We start from the raw sequence: 17,019 nt of genomic DNA on the forward strand, positions 1-17,019 counted from the left end.
TCCTCATTTGCCCGTCGTCACGGCGGCCGGCGTGGCGGCGCGGCGCTCGAGCAGGTCGAGCTGCTCCGAGTTGAAGCGCGCATACGCGCGCTGCCAGTCCGACGGCTGCGCGACCGGCATCACCTGCACGGCCGTCACCTTGTATTCCGGGCAGTTCGTCGCCCAGTCGGAGCTGTCCGTCGTGATCACGTTCGCGCCCGATTCGGGGAAGTGGAACGTCGTGTACACGACACCCGGCTGCATGCGGTCGGACACGAGCGCGCGCAACACGGTCTGGCCCGCCCGCGATTCGATGCCGACCCAGTCGCCGGTCCGGATTCCGCGATCCTCCGCGTCGTGCGGATGGATCTCGAGACGGTCCTCTTCGTGCCACTGCACGTTCTCGGTCCGGCGCGTCTGCGCGCCGACGTTGTATTGCGACAGGATGCGACCCGTGGTCAGGATCAGCGGATAGCGCTGCGTGACCTTTTCCGGCGTCGGAATGAACTGCGTGATCACGAACCGGCCCTTGCCGCGCACGAACGCGTCGATGTGCATCGTCGGCGTGCCGTCCGGCGCCTGCTCGTTGCACGGCCACTGGATGCTGCCGAGCGCATCGAGCTTCTCGTACGACACACCCGAGAAGGTCGGCGTGAGCCGCGCGATCTCGTCCATGATTTCCGACGGATGCGTGTAGTGCATGTCGTAGCCGAGCGCCCGCGACAGCAGCAGCGTCACTTCCCAGTCCGCGTAGCCCGCGAGCGGCGGCATCACCTTGCGCACGCGCGAGATGCGGCGCTCCGCGTTCGTGAACGTGCCGTCCTTCTCGAGGAACGTCGAGCCCGGCAGCAGCACGTGCGCGTATTTCGCGGTTTCGTTCAGGAAGATGTCCTGCACGACGATGCATTCCATCGACGACAGCGCGGCCGCGACGTGCTGCGTGTTCGGGTCCGACTGGACGATGTCCTCGCCCTGGCAGTAGAGGCCCTTGAAGCTGCCGTCGAGCGCCGCGTCGAACATGTTCGGGATGCGCAGCCCCGGTTCCGGCTGCAGCGTGGCCGACCATGCCTGTTCGAACTGCGTGCGTACGACTTCGTCGCTGATGTGCCGGTAGCCGGGCAGTTCATGCGGGAACGAGCCCATGTCGCACGAACCCTGCACGTTGTTCTGGCCGCGCAGCGGATTGACGCCGACGCCTTCGCGGCCGATGTTGCCGGTCGCCATCGCGAGGTTCGCGATGCCCATCACCGTCGTCGAGCCTTGCGCGTGTTCGGTCACGCCGAGGCCGTAGTAGATCGCGGCGTTGCCGCCCGTCGCATAGAGGCGCGCGGCGTCGCGCACCAGCGCGGCCGGCACGCCCGTTACGTCGGCGGTCGCTTCGGGCGAGTTCTCGGCGCGCGATACGAAGTCGCGCCATTGCTCGAACGCGCGCGTGTCGCAGCGTTCGGCGACGAATGCGTCGGCGACGAGCCCTTCGGTGACGATCACGTGCGCGAGCGCGTTGACGATCGCGACGTTGGTGCCGGGGCGCAACTGCAGGTGATGCGTGGCCTTCACGTGCGGGCCGTCGACCACGTCGATGCGGCGCGGGTCGATCACGATCAGCTTCGCACCTTCGCGGATGCGCCGCTTCATGCGCGAGCCGAACACCGGGTGACCGTCGGTCGGGTTCGCGCCCATCACGACGATCACGTCGGACTGGCCGACCGACGCGAAGGTCTGCGTGCCGGCCGATTCGCCGAGCGTCGTCTTCAGGCCATAGCCGGTCGGCGAGTGGCACACGCGTGCGCAGGTGTCGACGTTGTTGTTGCCGAACGCGGCGCGCACGAGCTTCTGCACGAGGTAGGTTTCCTCGTTCGTGCAGCGCGACGACGTGATGCCGCCGATCGAATCGCGGCCGTACTTCTGCTGCAGCTTGCGGAACTGCGTCGCCGCGTAGGTGAGCGCCTCTTCCCAGCTGACTTCGCGCCACGGGTCGGTGATCTTCTCGCGGATCATCGGCTTCGTGATGCGGTCCTTGTGCGTCGCGTAGCCCCACGCGAAGCGGCCCTTCACGCACGCGTGGCCTTCGTTCGCGAGGCCGTTCTTGTGCGGCGTCATGCGCACGACCTGCGTGCCCTTCATCTCGGCCTTGAACGAGCAGCCGACGCCGCAGTACGCGCAGGTCGTGACGACCGAATGCTCGGCCTGGCCGAGCTGGACGACGGTCTTTTCCTGCAAGGTGGCCGTCGGGCACGCGGCGACGCACGCGCCGCACGATACGCATTCCGATGCCATGAACGATTCGCTTTCGCCGGCGGCGACGCGCGATTCGAAACCGCGTGCGGCGATCGTCAGCGCGAACGTGCCTTGCGTTTCCTCGCATGCCCGCACGCAGCGGTTGCAGACGATGCACTTCGACGGATCGTACGTGAAGTACGGATTCGATTCGTCCTTCTGGTCGCGCAGGTGATTGGCGCAGTCGTTGCCGTAGCGCACTTCGCGCAAGCCCACCACGCCCGCCATGTCCTGCAGTTCGCAGTCGCCGTTGGCGGGGCAGGTGAGGCAGTCGAGCGGATGGTCGGAGATGTACAGCTCCATCACGTTGCGGCGCAGCGACTGCAGCCGGTCCGACTGCGTACGCACCTTCATCCCGGCTTCGGCGGGCGTCGTGCACGATGCCGGATAGCCGCGCCGGCCTTCGATTTCGACCAGGCACAGACGGCACGAGCCGAACGGTTCGAGCGAATCGGTCGCGCAGAGCTTGGGCACGTTGACGCCGGCTTCGATCGCGGCGCGCATCACCGACGTGCCGGCCGGCACCGTGACCGGCTGGCCGTCGATTTCGAGCGTGACGTCGGTATCGGCATACCGTTGCGGCGTGCCGTAGTCGGTTTCGTCGAACGGATCGCGCACGCGCGCCTCAGCGGCGCTCTTGCACGCGCATTGGCCCGAGCCGCAGCCGCCTTGGCGGACGTTGTTCGTGTCGAGGGACATGCAGGGCTCCTTCTGGGTCAGGCCGCAGCCTTGACCGGACCCGACGCGGCTTGCTTGCCGGCGGCGAGCCCGAAATCTTCGGGGAAATGGTCGAGCGCGGACAGCACCGGATACGGCGTCATCCCGCCCATCGCGCACAGCGAGCCGGCGAGCATCGTGTCGCACAGGTCGCGCAGCAGCGTGACCTGGCGCTCCGACGTGTCGCCTTCGCGAATCCGTGCGATCGTCTCGACGCCGCGCGTCGAGCCGATCCGGCAGGGCGTGCACTTGCCACACGATTCGATCGCGCAGAACTTCATCGCGTATTCGGCGAGCTCCGCGAGATTCGACGTGTCGTCGTGCAGCACGATGCCGCCGTGGCCGACCACCGCGCCGATCGCCGCGTACGCCTCGTAGTCGAGCGGCACGTCCCACTGGTGTTCGGGCAGGTAGGTGCCGAGCGGGCCGCCGACCTGGGCGGCGCGCGCGGGCCGGCCGCTGGCCGCGCCGCCGCCGTAGTCGAACAGCAGCTCGCGCAGCGTGACGCCGAACGCGAGCTCGACGAGGCCGCCGTGACGGATGTTGCCCGCGAGCTGGAACGGCAGCGTGCCGCGCGAGCGGCCCATCCCGTAGTCGCGATAGAACGCGGCGCCGCGCGCGAAGATCACCGGCGCGGTCGCGAGCGTGATCACGTTGTTGATCACGGTCGGCTGGCCGAACAGGCCGGCGAGCGCCGGCAGCGGCGGCTTCGCGCGCACGACGCCGCGCTTGCCTTCGAGCGATTCGAGCAGCGCCGTTTCCTCGCCGCACACGTACGAACCGGCGCCCTTCGCGACGTGCAGGTCGAACGCATGCGCGGAGCCGAGCACGCGTTCGCCGAGCCAGCCGGCTTCGCGGGCCCGCTCGATTGCCGTTTCGAGTGCCGCGATCGCATGCGGGTATTCGCTGCGCACGTAGATGTAGCCGAGCGTCGCGCCCGTCGCGATGCCCGCGATGATCATCCCTTCGATCAGGCAGTACGGATCGCATTCCATGAGCAGGCGGTCGGAGAACGTGCCCGAATCGCCTTCGTCCGCGTTGCAGACGATGTACTTTTGCGCGGCGCGCGCCTGCCGGACCGTGCGCCACTTGATGCCGGCCGGGAAGGCCGCGCCGCCGCGGCCGCGCAGTCCCGATTCGATCAGCTGCTCGCACGCGGCGTCGCCGTCGAGTGCGAGCGCGTTCTTCAGGCCGGCGAGACCGTCATGCTTCAGGTAATCGTCGATCGACAGCGGATCGGTCAGGCCGATACGCGCGAACGTGAGGCGCTGCTGGCGCGCGAGATAGGGCAGCGCGTCGACGAGGCCGACGCCGCTCGGGTGCGTGCCGCCGTCGAGCCAGTTTGCGTCGAACAGGGCGGGCACATCGGCCGCCGACAGGTTCGCGTAGCCGACGCGCCCGGCGGCCGTGCCGACCTCGACGAGCGGCTCGAGCCACAGCAGCCCGCGCGAACCGTTGCGGATCAGTTCGATCGCGACGCCGCGCCGCTCGGCTTCCGCGACGATCGCGGCGGCGAGGGCGTCGGCGCCGAGCGCCAGCGCGGACGAATCGCGCGGAACGTAGATGCGGGTCGTCATGCGGCCTCCGGGGTGTGGGCGGCCGCGTCGGCGAGCAGGGCGTCGAACTTCTCCGGCGTGACCTTTGCGTGCAGCACGCCGTTGACCGTCATCGACGGCGATTGTGCGCACAGCCCGAGGCAGTAGACCGACTCGAGCGCGACGTCTCCCGGCGCGTGCGCGTCGGCGCCATCGCCGTGCGCGGCGTCGAACCGGCAACCCGTGCGCGCTTCCGCGTGTGCGGCCAGCGCTTCGCAGCCCATGCTGCGGCACGCCTCGGCGCGGCACATCTGGATCGTCACGCGCGCGGGCGGCGCGGTGCGGAAGTGGTGATAGTAGGTGAGCACGCCGTGCACTTCGGCACGCGACAGATTCAGCGCCTTCGCGAGCGGCGCGACGCAGCCTGCCGGTACATAGCCGGCCTCGTCCTGGATCGCATGCAGAATCGCGACGAGCGAGCGGCCGGCGCGCGCATGACGCTCGACGAGCGCGTCGGGCGCAGGGGAATTCGGGGACATCGGTTGTGCTCCTCCAAAGTCTCATATGTGCCCATGATTCATATAGTGCACACCGGGACTTCGTCCTGATTGATTTTGAGCAACGATAAGCGGAAGATTTCGCAGTCGCAATAGGAAATCGGAGTGCATAATTGATTCGAATCGAATGCGACGCGTATCTGACCGTACGCGACACGGAGGGCCGCACGGCGAGCCTGTCGGATGTCGCCCCGTTGCTGGAGCTCGTGGCCGATACGGGCAGCATTGCACAGGCCGCGCAGGCGAAAGGGCTGTCGTATCGGCACGCGTGGGGCATGCTGCGGGCGCTGGAGGCGTGCGTCGGCGGCGAGTTGATCGAGACCGCGCGCGGCAAGGGATCGACATTGTCCGAGCTGGGGCAGGCGGTCGTCGACGCGCAGCGGCTCGCGCGCAGCCGTCTCGACGGGAACCTGCGCGCGCTGGCGGCCGAGGTGGCGAGCGACCTGAACCGGCGGCTCGCACAGCGCGACGGCGCCGTGCGCATCCATGCGTCGCACGGCTATGCGGTTGCGGCGCTCGTTTCCGCGCTCGTCGATGCGCAGGCCGCCGTCGACATCAAGTATCGCGAGAGCGTCGAGGCCGTGCAGGCGCTCGCGCGCGGCGAATGCGAGCTGGCCGGCTTCCATCTGCCGCGCGGCGCGTTCCGCGAACAGTGCGCGCAGATCTACCGGCCGTGGCTCGACGACACGCGTCACGTGCTGATTCATCTGACGCGTCGCCAGCAGGGGCTGTTCGTGCCGCGCGGCAACCCGAAGCAGGTCGGCGGGCTGGCCGATCTCGCCCGCCACGACATCCGCTTCGTCAATCGGCAGCCGGGGTCGGGCACGCGCATGCTGCTCGATCTCGCGTTGCGCGCGATCGGCATCGATCCCGAGCGTATCGACGGCTATGCGTCGGCCGAGCTCACGCACTCGGCGATCGCCGCGTTCGTCGCGAGCGGGATGGCCGATCTCGGCTTCGGCGTCGAGCCGGCCGCCCGTCATTTCGGGCTCGATTTCATCCCGGTCGTCGACGAGGACTACTACTTCGCGTGCGAACGCGCGCAGCTCGACTCGCGGCCGCTCGCCGGCGTGCTCGCCTTGCTGCGCGATGCACGTTTCGTCGAGCGCGTCGCGCATCTCGACGGCTACGATCCGGCGGCGTGCGGGACGCTGGCCGGTGTCGCGGAGGGCTTCGCCGGTACGGTCGCGGCCGGTACGCCGGACGGCAACGCACGGTAACGGGAATGCACGCGAGCCGCGCTGCAGCAGCGAGGGATTTGCGCTACGCTTGCCGCTTGATCAACGTTCCAACAAGCACGCCGTTCAGGCGTCATCCCGCCATGAAACTTTCCGTTCCCTTCGCCGCGGCAGCGTTGACCGCAGGGCTTCTCGTCGCTGTTTCGCCGTTTGCGCTTGCGCAGAATTCCCCGGGCGTGCCTGGCGGCATCCTGAGCGAACAGTTCCGCCTGAACGAGCATCCGCAGATGCCGTTCGCGGCGTCTGCGCCGTCGCAGAAATATCAGAGCGGCAAGAAGTCGGCATTGCGCCGCAAGGGCGATATGGGGGATCCGAACGGCTGCAACCTGAAGTGCCCGCTGGACACTCAATAAACCAACGCAGGCGCGCGGGTCGTCGACGCGTCTGTCCGGCCGCGCCGATGCCGCGCGGTTCTTTTCGAGCCCCGCAGGGCATGCTGCCTTGCGGGGCTCGTGCTTTATGGCCGGTCGCAGTCCAGTGCGATCGTGCGATGCCGGATCGGGCGCCTGTCGGGATTCTAGGGTTAACCCGTAATCCAGGAAGGATGTCTTCCTGAAACCTGCCTTATTCTTAAGCATCCGCCTACATAAACTTCGGTTTGTCAGCGATGAACGGGTGTTCACCGCGAAATCAGACAAATCTGGAGGTAGGTCATCATGAAGTCGCTCGTTCAAGCCGTTGTCGTTGCTGCCGCTCTCGTTGCTCCGGTCGTTTCGTTTGCACAGTCCGGCTCGGCACTCACCCGCGCACAGGTTCGCGCCGAACTGGTTCAGCTCCAGCAGGCCGGTTACAACACCGCCCGCGGCGAAGATCCGCACTATCCGGAAGCGATCCAGGCCGCAACCGCGCGTGTTGCAGAACAGCAGCGCAGCGCGTTGGCCCAGGCGCAAGGCGCCGACGCCAGCGGCTACGGCGCGCAGGTGCAGGGCGCATCGGCAGCGGGCTCGCGTGCGATCGGCGTGCGTCCGGCCAGCGCGGAAGAAATGAAGTCGCTGTATCGCGGCAGCTAAGCTGCGCATTGCCTGGCGGGGCCACGGGGCCGGTGCGACGATGCATCGCGTCCGGTCGCGGTGCCGGGCAGGGCGTCGTCCGCTGCGCTCGAGCGCAGCGCGGAACGGCGCCGAACCTCCGTCACCTCCTGTCGCCGGCGTATCGGTGGCATTCCGCCTGGCCCGCCCGGGCCGGGCGCTTTTTCGGAGGGCGCGGGAGGTGGGGCGCACCGGCAACAAAAAACCCCGCAGACTTGCGTCGTGCGGGGTTCGTGCGTCAAGCGCGGAATTTGGTGGGGCGGCGTCACTCGAATTTCTCCTGAAAAGCCTTTTCTAGCATGGTTGTGCGAATTTTTGTTGGTATAGATACCACCAAAAATACCACCAATCAGCGACTGCTAGCCGACTAGTCGCATTGGTCCGGAGTGTTCCAAGTCTTCGCGAAACGCCGGATAGCAAGACTACACCTGACCAGCGTGATGTTGTGAATTTGCAACGGTTTGTCTAACGCGTTGCGATACATCTGCTTTTATTCCTTATGCACTCAGTTCGCTCTCAATAATAGAGATTTCTATATTTGAGGGCGTTTTGCTTGTCTGAGAAATATAGATGTCTATATTTCGGATTGGTAAAGTGGTTCTATAAATAGAAGTATCTATATTCATTTATTAGGGGCGTGGGGCGAAGGGGGTTATAAGGAATTTTGTCAACGAATTAAAGTTGTTGTGAGTGGGTTTGTGCGCTGGCAGTATTTGATCCTTGTTCCTAGGGTGTCCCGGGGATTCTAATAAGGATTTGTATATGGCGAATCAAATTAAATCTGCGCTCACAATAATTCGCAGGCGACAAGTCGAGGAGGCAACCGGACTTTCGCGCAGTCAACTGTACCTTCGTATGAAATCGAAGACCTTCCCCCAGTCCGTTAGACTGAGCGTGCGTTCTGTTGGTTGGCGCTTGCAAGACATCGAGGATTTTCTAGTCGATCCAGCGAATTACCGTGTTTCGGAGGACGTGTAATGGACGCGGCGACGAAAATCAAAAATGGCCGCGACTCCGGAAAATGCACGCCCCTAGCGGTCGGCAGGGTGCGCGAGCGTCTCAGTCGAATTGCGGCTATTGCAATTACTGGTTCGCATTATGTCGGCGACGACGATTGCGTTGCGCGTGAATTGTTCGAGCTGATTCACGACCTCACGAACGAAGCTGGTGCTTTCGTTTCGGCGCGTGCGGACGATCAACCGCTGGCAGGTGGCCGCTGATGGGCGCGCGTAATCAAATCCGCGATCTGCGCGCGAATCAAATGGCGCTTGCTCACGCGATGAAACACGAATCCGCATCGGGCAAAAAGAATCTGGCTCACCGCATCTGCATGGGGCTTCGCACCTACGTCGCGTTGATATCGGCGGCCATCCGCAAAGAGGCCGGTGAAGCCAACGGAGGCGGCGATTGAACTGGTTTCGATGGTGGGTCGGCTCGGTGACCGATCCGAAGTTCGGGTGGATCGCGCGCCGTAGCAAGCAGCCCGTCGCAAGCGTGTTGGCGACGTGGGCCTGCTTGCTGGAGTGCGCGAGTGATGCAACGAAGTGCAACGCAGATGCAACGCGAGGCAACGTCACATCGTTCGACTGTGCCGACTGGGACGTTGCTTTAGGTCTGGACGATGGAGCGGTCCAGTCGATTTGCGCGGCCATGGTCGAGAAGGGACTGATTGCGGATGGTTGCCTGACCGGGTGGGAACGCCGTCAGCCGAAGCGCGAAGATTCCGGCAACCCTAATACTGGCGCGCTTTCCAGCACGGAGCGCAGCCGCTTGCACCGAGAGCGAAAGAAACGCGACGCAACGGATGCAACGGGCATGCAACGCGATGCAACGCACTGCGACGCACCAGAGGAGATAAGAGGAGAGGAGAAGAGAGAAAAGCTAAACCCTACCAACCCTACCGGGTTGGTTGTCGCCAGCGAAGCCGACGACCAATCCCAAGACCGCCAGACGACGAAGAAACCGGACTGCCCGCATCAAGAAATCATCGCCCTGTATCACGACCTGCTGCCCACCAGCCCCGCTATCCGCGATTGGACGCCGACGCGCGCCGCCCACCTGCGCGCACGCTGGAACGAGGATGCGAAGCGCCAGAATCTCGATTGGTGGCGTCGCTTCTTCGCCTACGTGGCTGAATGCGGCTTCCTGACCGGCAAGGTCACGTCCAACGGTCGCAAGCCGTTTGTGGCGTCTCTCGAATGGCTCGTGAAGCCCGACAACTTCGCCAAGGTCCGTGAGGGCCGCTATCACGACGCGGAGGCCGCATGAACGACGACCTGAGACGCGCGGTGCCGCAGGCTATCGAGGCAGAGCAAAGCGTTATCGGCGGCCTGCTGCTCGACAACGACGCCATCGACCGCGTCGGCGGCCTGCGCGCCGAGCACTTTTACCGTGCCGACAATCGGGTGATTTTCGAGCAGGTCACGGTGATGATTGCCAGCGGCGGCGCGGATGTGGTGACGACCTTTGCCGCATTGCAGGCCAAGGGTAAGGCCGAGCAAGTGGGCGGGCTGGCATACCTCAACGATCTGGCGCAGAACACGCCGAGCGCGGCGAACATCGCCCGATACGCAGGAATCGTGCGCGACCGTGCACAAAAGCGCGGTCTACTGGCTGCCGCCGCTGAGATTCAAGACTCGGTCGGGGCATCGCCGGACAGCGCCGCCGACCTGATAGACCGAGCCGCCTCGAAGTTGGAGGCGCTATCTGAGGGTGTGGTAAAGCGAGAGCCGAAGCCGGTAGCGCAAGGGCTGGCGGAACATTTGGCCGAGCTTGATCGCCGCATGAACGGCACGTCGCCCGCGTTCTCGACCGGCTTCCCTGACCTCGACAAGCGATTGAACGGCGGATTGCGTCCGGGCTGGTTGGCAATCCTCGCTGCACGCCCGGGTATGGGTAAGACGGCGCTGGCGCTCAACATCGCCGCGCATGCCGCCGAGAGCAGTAGCGTGCTGTTCCTCTCGATGGAGATGCCTGAAACCGAGCTGTACGACCGCCTCATCGCCGCGCTTGGCCGTGCCTCGCTTGCTCGCGCGATGAAAGCACCAGCCGACGACAACGAATTCTGGGGGCGTGTCACGGTCGCGGCGCAGAAGGTCACGGGGATGAACCTGCACATTGACGACCAAGCAGCATTGCGATTGCAGGACGTGCGCGCCAAGGCCCGGATGGTGAAGCGAAAACACGGCCTCGACCTCATCGTTGTCGATTACCTGCAACTGATGGCGGGCGACGGCGCGAACCGGAACGCGGAGATTGAGGGCATATCGCGCGGGCTCAAAGCACTCGCGAAAGAGCTGGGCGTCGCGATTATCTGCCTTGCGCAATTGAACCGGCGTGTTGAGGAGCGCGGTGGTATGCCGAAGCTGTCCGACCTGCGCGATTCGGGCGCTATCGAGCAGGACGCCGACGCTGTGCTGTTCATCCATCGCGAGGAAGTGTCGAACCCGGACGCTGGCGAGCAATGGCACGGCTTCGCTCAGGTGCGAATCGCAAAATTCCGGCATGGCGGGACGGGGGATGTTGCCCTGTCGTACCGCGGCGAGTACGTTTTGTTCGAAAACCACGACGGACCGTGGCCGACGCAACCGGTGAGCCGCCCCGCCCGAAGCCGAGGATTCGACTGATTGTGCGACGGCGTGTAACCAAACACGAGGGGAAAGGCCGAAAATCGCGCGATGGCTGGCCTGATGCGGGAAGGAAAGTAGGCAGGTAGCGGGTTCGCGCCCGAAAGCCGTAGAAGCGCCTTGGATTGGTCTTCAATTGATTTATAAGTGTAGGATAGCTAACTAGGAAAACATGACCGACAACGAAACCGCGAAGCGCGCCGCCCTGCGCGCATTGGACTGGGCGCGCGCCATTCGCGCGGCCATCGAGCAGCGCGACCGCGCGCATCGTGCTGCGCCGTCCAACTCGCCGGGCGATGTGCTGACCCGTTTGCGGGCGAACGAGCGGCTGCGCGCTGCTGTGCGAGGCCGGAAATGATGCTGACGAAGCGCCCGAAGCGAACGCTCCGCGAACGCGCAGAAGCCCGCGCCCGCCGCTTTTTGCGCAAGTCCGGTGTGGCGGTGCGTCCCGAGGTATTCGAGCGGGCCGTTGATCGCGCAACCGCCCGCGAAGAGCAACGCGCCGAAGCCCGCGCCGAAGCGCAACGCGAACGGTTCGATGGATGCGACCCGGTAAGCGCGGTCGCCGTGTCGCTCGGGATGAAGCGTGCGCACCTGTTCGAATGGCTTGAGGGCGAGGGCTGGCTGGTTCGCGGCAGCAACGGCAAATTGCAGCCGACGCCGTCGGCCGTTTCGCAGGGCTTCATGGTGGCGCGCGGACCGGTGTCGATTCGATACGGGCAGATCACGCCTTCCGGGCGCGTCGAACTGGCGCGGCGTTTGGGCGAGAACGTGGACGGTGAGCCTATCGGTGGATGCGCTGGCGGGAATTTTTCCATGCATACGCACATGCGCGCGCACGCGCGAATGCCGAGGCGCGCGCGATAGCCCGCGTATAACGGCCGTGCGCGCCGCCCGCCGCACTGAGCCGTGGTTGTGGCCGGCGATGTGTTGGCAGCGCTCGGTTATGAACGTACGGCGTGCGCATTGCAAGGGGGAAACGCGACGCCCATACGCCGGGCGGCGCGCAGACGAGGATGCTCGTTTCGTCATGCGGTCGACACTCCCGACCGCCGCGCTTGAAGGAGCGCGTCATCAGCGAGGTATTGCCGACCCACCGTCGAACTACCCAAGGTAGATCACCTCCAGATGGAGTGGATTTGCGATAACGTACCCAAAATGTCGAAACGGCGACTGATACGCGATGCGGTGCGCATACATCTCGCTGCGATGCTCGACAAGCACTATCCAAAGGATGAATAGGGAACGTATGTGCGGCTTTACTAGAGGTTCGTCCGGGTGTCCGCGGATGGTCGTTCGGCGAAAGGCAAAAGAGCGCCGACAGCGAACGCCTCAGATGCGGCGGACCCGCTTTCGCACACGGCGCGCGCCAATTGTGCCGCCATCAAGCCGACGCGTACGGACGGACGCCGATATCGTGAACGCATTCCGCGCCACTGGGCCGGGGTGGTTGACCCGTATGAATGACGCCCTGAGAACTTACCTGCACGAGCACGCGCTATGAGAAAGTCTGCCGTGCGCCCGATGCGAATCCGTCTTTCTTTCGCGATCCACAAGCAACCGGGCGCAGCCCCTCGCCTCAGTGGTTAGCGTTTCAGCTCATACCCATTTGCTTCGTTATGATGGCGGTGAGCACCCCCCATGCAACTTGCTTGACTCCATCCACAGCCGTTCCGAAGAAGCGCTGAAAAAGCGGCTTGACCGCTGCGAGATTGCCTGCATTAGCGTTGCTGACCATCTCAGCCACATGAGCACGCGCCGAATCGTCAACCGGCTGCCCGGACCGGGCGAGCAGGTCAAGCAGATGACTGATAGTTTCGGAATCGTTGCCGATGTCCACGCTCAATTGCTGATGCACGTTATCGCCAATTCCAATTGGTGACTGGTTAAAAGTTCCACCAGAGATATGAACACTCGTCTTGTTGCCATGGCCACGCGAGTTGGAAGTCGATGATTTTGCTTTTCGGTAGCCGCCTTCGGTTAAGCATGCGTACTGACGCAGGGAGTAGCTTCCTATTACGACGAACCCCGAACCCGGCTTGTTGTCATAGGCTTTCATTGGTCCGGTTCTGATGAGTTTGTGACTCTCCAATTCCTTGATAGCTAGGTCGAAGTCCACTTTCGCATGCTTCCCTGAAGCACAAAACTCGCGTTCGATGTCAATCAGGAGCGGCCCTGCGTAACCCTGGTGCAACTCGGCGGACCCGAGGTTGCGCTCGGTGAAGTCCGCGAGTAGATTTTTTAAAATTGTTTCCGCAGAAATATCCAACGTTTCCGACACTTCAGTCTCCTCGTGACATAACTTGAAAGGCACACTGCCTAGGCAGCATCAAAATCTGATTATAAGTGTCGAGTCGAGCAAAGATACGCGGGCGTCCGACGCGCTGAAGCGCTCCGGCGCTGCGTCACTATTGGCATTCTAAGAGTTTTGTTACGCCTACGTGCGCGCACGCACGCGTGAGGCTGGTTGCCGATGTTGCCTCGGCAGAACATCGGCCTTTCGCATAGCGCGGGCTCTTTCGCAGCGCGCGGTGAGCCAGTCGACGGCGTGCTGCGCCTTGATGCCCGCGCACACAAACCAAGCCTTTGTGAGCGGCTTCTTGCGCCGTCACTGTGACATTTCGGCCTGTCACGACAGGCCTGCGTTTGCTCTACGCTTGAGTCCGAACGGAATTGCCGCTCATCCCACTTGACCGGCTGAAGAGTGTCCGCGTCGATTACAACGACTTCAGCGAGGCGACGCGCTTGTGGCTCCTCCGCAACTCCGATTTTTCTGACGCCTACGCGCCTGCGCACGCACGTGGGCGCGCGGGATATCTGAATTCACATTGGCTATCAAGAGCGATGCACTAGCCGGACTTGCACGGCTAGCGCGCCTTGCACGGTTGGAAAATCGTAAGCGTGCCAGCACAGAATGCGCGCGCAACATGGAGGCTCTATAAATCGGAGCCCCAGATGTTCACAAAACTCAAGAAACGTGTTTCCTCGAAGGTGCTCGCGCAGCCCCAAGGCGAAAGCAATCAGCCCGCAGCAGGCGTCCTGTGTCCTAGCCAAGAATTTCTTTCAAACATGAAGGCATTCGGCCAGCAAGCCGAGCTGGATGCAGCAGCAGTCGATGAGGTGCTTCGCGCGGCGCTGCTCGACCGCAGCCTCGTCGGCATTCTCGAACGAATTCAGGCCGAGCAGAGTGCCCTGCTTGCTGAGAGTGGCCACGGAAGCGAGCTTGAGGCCGCTGCACGGCGCTCGGTGTCGGAAGGGACGAGTGTCCGCGCGGCGCTTGAAGCACGCTCCCGAGAACTTCACAAGGCCCGCAAGCAGATCATCGCGGATCGTCGTGAGAAGCATGCTGCCGACGCTCGCGAGGCTGGCCCGGCAATGCAGCGCGCCGTCGAGCAATTGTGGGCGGCGCAGACGGAAGCTCGCAGGCTTGAGAACCTTGTCAGCGGTTTCGCTGCCGCCCGACTGGCGTGGGTTGAGCGCCTTCGCGACACGGGTCTCACCGAGGTTGAAATCGCCGCAATTGAGGTGCGCCCGACCGACGCGGACCGCGAGCAATGGCTTGTCGCACTCGAAGCGTGCCGCGAGCAGGAGCGTCAGCTTCCGGAGCGCCTGCGCCGTGGGGCCGCAGCGTTTGTCGCGGGCGAGTGACCTTCCCATGTCGATTTTCGACTCCATTGCCTCCACGCTATCCAGTTCGGCGGGTAGCTCTTTTTCCATCGGTCGCGCCGCACAGGCCGCGCAACGGCTCATGGGCGGCACGACCATTCTGAAATCCGACTGGACCGGCCTCAACCCGAACCTGCTCGCGAAGTTCTATCCGCTCAAGCGCACGTCCGACGGCTGGGCGCAAAGCAATGACGTGCGGCAGATTTCCGCCGCGGACAAATTCACGGTCGATGACGGGTATGAGGTCTGGTGCCCGGTTACGGACGGGCAAAGCGAAATGACGCTCAACTGGCACAGCCCCTTCGAGGGAGCGGGTGCGGAATCGAAGGCGCAGACGCTTTCCGCGATGCTCCAATCGGGCGAACTGTCGCCGTTCGTACAGGCCGTTGGCGAGAGGGTCGGCGTGACATCGACGGCCGACGCGGCAAGCGCGGCGCTTGCCTCGGCAGAGGGGCGCGCGGGCATTACCAAGCTGAATTCGACGCAGGTTTTTCAGGGTATGCCACCCGTCAAGCTGTCGATGACGCTGCATTTTCGCGCGCTGATTGATCCCGTTTCGGAGGTCAAAGCGCCTATCTCGATGCTCAAGCAATGGGCCGTGCCGCAATACCTCGCCGCCGATGGTGTTGTGACAAACGCGGTCAAAAACGGCGCGCAAGACGGCATCGTGCAAACCATTTTCCCGTCGATGACCCCGCAGATCATCGGAATGCGCTACGGCGACATGACGTGGGAGCCGCTTGTCATCGAATCGGTTTCCGATCCCTTTACCGGGCCGCGCGACGTGGACGGCGTGATGATTTCGTGCAGCGTGAATGTGACGCTCGCCACGTTGACGGCGCTCGACCGTCGAGACATTCAGAGGATTTACGCATGATTAATCGAATGACCCCCGCACGCTGGCGCGAACTGCGTGCGCAGTATGTCGCGGGCCGCACGGCGAAATGGCTGGCTCAACGTTTCCCGATATCGGCGGCGAGCATCCATCGGCGCTCCTGCAAAGAGCGCTGGCGCGACGCGGCTCTCGCGGCCGAACAAGCAACTTTGAGCGGGGAGTGAGGATGAGCGAATACCAACGCAACAATGTGAGTACGGCAGGCTACAGCCCTGAGCAAGAAGCGACGATTCGTCGGAACCTGATTCGGGCGCGCATCACGGCGGGCCTCACCGCCGTCGAAGCCGCACAGAAGTTCGGCTACTCGACCAGCACGCAACTGAGCCTAATCGAGGTCGGAAAGCGCAAAATTCCGAACGGTGCGGCATTTTTGACCGCCGCGGCGTTCACCTACGGTGTGTCTGTCGATTTCCTGCTCGGGCTTTCGCCGTGCATGGAGCAGGACGGAAAGCTGTTGCGCGAGCGCGCTGTCCTTCGCGAAATGGAGTCGGTCGCGCACGGCATAGCCGCAACGTTGGCGAGCGCAATGGTGCAGCACGCCGACCGCGCATATCCGCTGGCACGAGAGTATGAGAACCTGCTTGCCAAGGTCGAGCGCGCCGATGCCGCGCTGACCATCATGCGCGAGCGCTTCGGATTTGATGTTGCGCCGGGCGGCGCGCCTCTGCTGCGCGCGATGGAGGAAATGGCCGCTGTTGCCGAACCGCTGCGTGTCAAGCTGCGCCAGTTCTGCGCGATTGAGGCGGCGCTTGCCGATCTTAAGGCTGGCCGCGCCGTCGTGCCGGAGCATTTGGAAGCGCTCCCCGATGAACCGCCGCCCTACGAAATAGACCCGGATGCGCCTGTCGAGCAGCAGCGCGACGAGGCGAGGCGCGCGCTTCACCGAAAACCGCGCAAGGCATACCCAGATGGCATTGAGGTGGTCGTATGAATCAGACCTTGCCGCACGACCATCGCGGCTTCGAGATTGCCGACAAGTCGCTCGACCTGAGCGACCTGAGCGACCTGACAACCGGCCTCGACGGCATCAGGAGCGACACCGGCGCAATCCTCGCGCTGTTGCAGCAGGGTGCCAAGATGGCCTGGTTACGTCGCCAGAAAATGCTGAACCCCAATGCGGCCGCGAGCGGCGCACAGACGCATCTATTGCGCGAGCGAGACAGCGCGCGAAACATGGCAGCCACGTCGGGCGCATCCGCAGTTCCATCGCCTCGCATGGCCGCCGCACCCGTTCCCGTTGCGCCGCCGTCTGTCGTGGCCGCCGCCGCGCGTGAGCGCGGTAGCGGCCGGTGTGCCCGCGCCCGTCAACGTGTCGCCCGCTGCGCAGGCGTCGATTCCCGTCGCGATGAATAGCGCCGGTCCGATGGAAGTCCGCGTAGCGAACGATCAACCCGTCGGTCAAAACTTGCGCGACCGCCGCCTTGTGCAGATAGCAACGGGCGGGATTGCAGCCTGATATCCCCGCCGCTGGGCGGAACATCCTCGGGTATTCGGATTCTGT

Annotated in this window: 20 protein-coding genes; 16 read left to right on the forward strand and 4 right to left on the reverse strand. The window is 64.0% G+C overall.

The features are described 5' to 3' along the window. Positions 1-3: 3 nt before the first annotated feature. The 3 genes from fdhF to U4Z64_RS25960 are packed head-to-tail and all read right to left on the reverse strand — an operon-like array spanning position 4 to position 5,047. On the reverse strand, positions 4-2,955 hold the full coding sequence (fdhF, locus tag U4Z64_RS25950) for a formate dehydrogenase subunit alpha (protein ID WP_321821474.1): 2,952 nt from the start codon (positions 2,953-2,955) through the stop codon (positions 4-6). Positions 2,956-2,972: 17 nt separating this feature from the next. Next, positions 2,973-4,550, reverse strand: coding sequence for a formate dehydrogenase beta subunit (locus U4Z64_RS25955; protein WP_321821496.1), 1,578 nt, complete (start codon positions 4,548-4,550; stop codon positions 2,973-2,975). Then, positions 4,547-5,047: an NAD(P)H-dependent oxidoreductase subunit E gene (locus U4Z64_RS25960; RefSeq protein ID WP_044844848.1), complete on the reverse strand. Its 501-nt coding sequence runs from the start codon at positions 5,045-5,047 to the stop codon at positions 4,547-4,549. Before U4Z64_RS25960 ends, U4Z64_RS25955 begins: the two co-directional genes overlap by 4 nt. 131 nt (positions 5,048-5,178) lie before the next feature. Here U4Z64_RS25960 and U4Z64_RS25965 point away from each other — a divergent pair, with 131 nt between their 5' ends. The 11 genes from U4Z64_RS25965 (at position 5,179) to U4Z64_RS26015 (ending at position 12,461) form a co-directional block, all read left to right on the forward strand. Then, entirely contained in the window at positions 5,179-6,285 is a 1,107-nt protein-coding gene (locus tag U4Z64_RS25965; protein WP_321821475.1) for a substrate-binding domain-containing protein, read from the forward strand. A gap of 101 nt (positions 6,286-6,386) precedes the next feature. Continuing rightward, complete coding sequence (locus U4Z64_RS25970) at positions 6,387-6,656, forward strand: hypothetical protein (RefSeq protein WP_044844846.1); 270 nt, start codon at positions 6,387-6,389, stop codon at positions 6,654-6,656. A gap of 303 nt (positions 6,657-6,959) precedes the next feature. After that, positions 6,960-7,313 (forward strand): DUF4148 domain-containing protein, encoded by a 354-nt coding sequence (locus U4Z64_RS25975; RefSeq protein ID WP_059599002.1) that lies wholly within the window; start codon positions 6,960-6,962, stop codon positions 7,311-7,313. Between the two features lie 780 nt (positions 7,314-8,093). After that, positions 8,094-8,309 carry an AlpA family phage regulatory protein gene (locus U4Z64_RS25980; RefSeq protein ID WP_175889768.1) on the forward strand — a complete coding sequence of 72 codons (216 nt, stop codon included), beginning with the start codon at positions 8,094-8,096 and terminating at the stop codon, positions 8,307-8,309. Then, a complete protein-coding gene (locus U4Z64_RS25985) occupies positions 8,309-8,551 on the forward strand; it encodes a hypothetical protein (protein ID WP_321821476.1) in 243 nt (80 codons plus the stop codon). The genes U4Z64_RS25980 and U4Z64_RS25985 overlap by 1 nt, the downstream gene beginning before the upstream one ends. Next, on the forward strand, positions 8,551-8,742 hold the full coding sequence (locus U4Z64_RS25990; RefSeq protein ID WP_175889766.1) for a hypothetical protein: 192 nt from the start codon (positions 8,551-8,553) through the stop codon (positions 8,740-8,742). Before U4Z64_RS25985 ends, U4Z64_RS25990 begins: the two co-directional genes overlap by 1 nt. Then, the gene (locus U4Z64_RS25995) at positions 8,739-9,599 is read left to right on the forward strand and encodes a hypothetical protein (RefSeq protein WP_175889765.1); all 861 of its coding nucleotides are present in this window, start codon (positions 8,739-8,741) and stop codon (positions 9,597-9,599) included. Before U4Z64_RS25990 ends, U4Z64_RS25995 begins: the two co-directional genes overlap by 4 nt. Beyond that, positions 9,596-10,957: a replicative DNA helicase gene (gene dnaB, locus U4Z64_RS26000; protein ID WP_321821477.1), complete on the forward strand. Its 1,362-nt coding sequence runs from the start codon at positions 9,596-9,598 to the stop codon at positions 10,955-10,957. The genes U4Z64_RS25995 and dnaB overlap by 4 nt, the downstream gene beginning before the upstream one ends. A 172-nt stretch (positions 10,958-11,129) precedes the next feature. Then, positions 11,130-11,315, forward strand: a complete 186-nt coding sequence (locus U4Z64_RS26005) for a hypothetical protein (protein WP_175889763.1) — start codon at positions 11,130-11,132, stop codon at positions 11,313-11,315. Further along, positions 11,312-11,824, forward strand: a complete 513-nt coding sequence (locus U4Z64_RS26010; protein ID WP_175889762.1) for a phage antirepressor KilAC domain-containing protein — start codon at positions 11,312-11,314, stop codon at positions 11,822-11,824. Before U4Z64_RS26005 ends, U4Z64_RS26010 begins: the two co-directional genes overlap by 4 nt. Before the next feature lie 421 nt (positions 11,825-12,245). Beyond that, positions 12,246-12,461: a BrnA antitoxin family protein gene (locus U4Z64_RS26015; protein ID WP_279609932.1), complete on the forward strand. Its 216-nt coding sequence runs from the start codon at positions 12,246-12,248 to the stop codon at positions 12,459-12,461. A 90-nt stretch (positions 12,462-12,551) separates the two neighbouring features. On the opposite strand, the gene U4Z64_RS26020 is transcribed toward U4Z64_RS26015, so the two are convergent. Further along, complete coding sequence (locus U4Z64_RS26020; protein WP_175889760.1) at positions 12,552-13,238, reverse strand: hypothetical protein; 687 nt, start codon at positions 13,236-13,238, stop codon at positions 12,552-12,554. Between the two features lie 674 nt (positions 13,239-13,912). On the opposite strand from U4Z64_RS26020, the gene U4Z64_RS26025 reads away from it, so the two are divergent. The 5 genes from U4Z64_RS26025 to U4Z64_RS26045 are packed head-to-tail and all read left to right on the forward strand — an operon-like array spanning position 13,913 to position 16,871. Beyond that, entirely contained in the window at positions 13,913-14,605 is a 693-nt protein-coding gene (locus tag U4Z64_RS26025; RefSeq protein WP_321821478.1) for a hypothetical protein, read from the forward strand. A gap of 7 nt (positions 14,606-14,612) precedes the next feature. Next, on the forward strand, positions 14,613-15,500 hold the full coding sequence (locus U4Z64_RS26030) for a hypothetical protein (protein ID WP_321821479.1): 888 nt from the start codon (positions 14,613-14,615) through the stop codon (positions 15,498-15,500). Further along, a complete protein-coding gene (locus U4Z64_RS26035) occupies positions 15,497-15,682 on the forward strand; it encodes a hypothetical protein (protein ID WP_175891472.1) in 186 nt (61 codons plus the stop codon). Before U4Z64_RS26030 ends, U4Z64_RS26035 begins: the two co-directional genes overlap by 4 nt. Before the next feature lie 2 nt (positions 15,683-15,684). Further along, entirely contained in the window at positions 15,685-16,449 is a 765-nt protein-coding gene (locus U4Z64_RS26040; RefSeq protein WP_321821480.1) for an XRE family transcriptional regulator, read from the forward strand. Further along, positions 16,446-16,871, forward strand: a complete 426-nt coding sequence (locus tag U4Z64_RS26045) for a hypothetical protein (RefSeq protein WP_321821481.1) — start codon at positions 16,446-16,448, stop codon at positions 16,869-16,871. The genes U4Z64_RS26040 and U4Z64_RS26045 overlap by 4 nt, the downstream gene beginning before the upstream one ends. The last annotated feature ends 148 nt before the right edge of the window (positions 16,872-17,019 follow it).

Source organism: Burkholderia sp. BCC1996, from assembly GCF_905339955.1.
Taxonomy (GTDB): Bacteria; Pseudomonadota; Gammaproteobacteria; order Burkholderiales; family Burkholderiaceae; genus Burkholderia.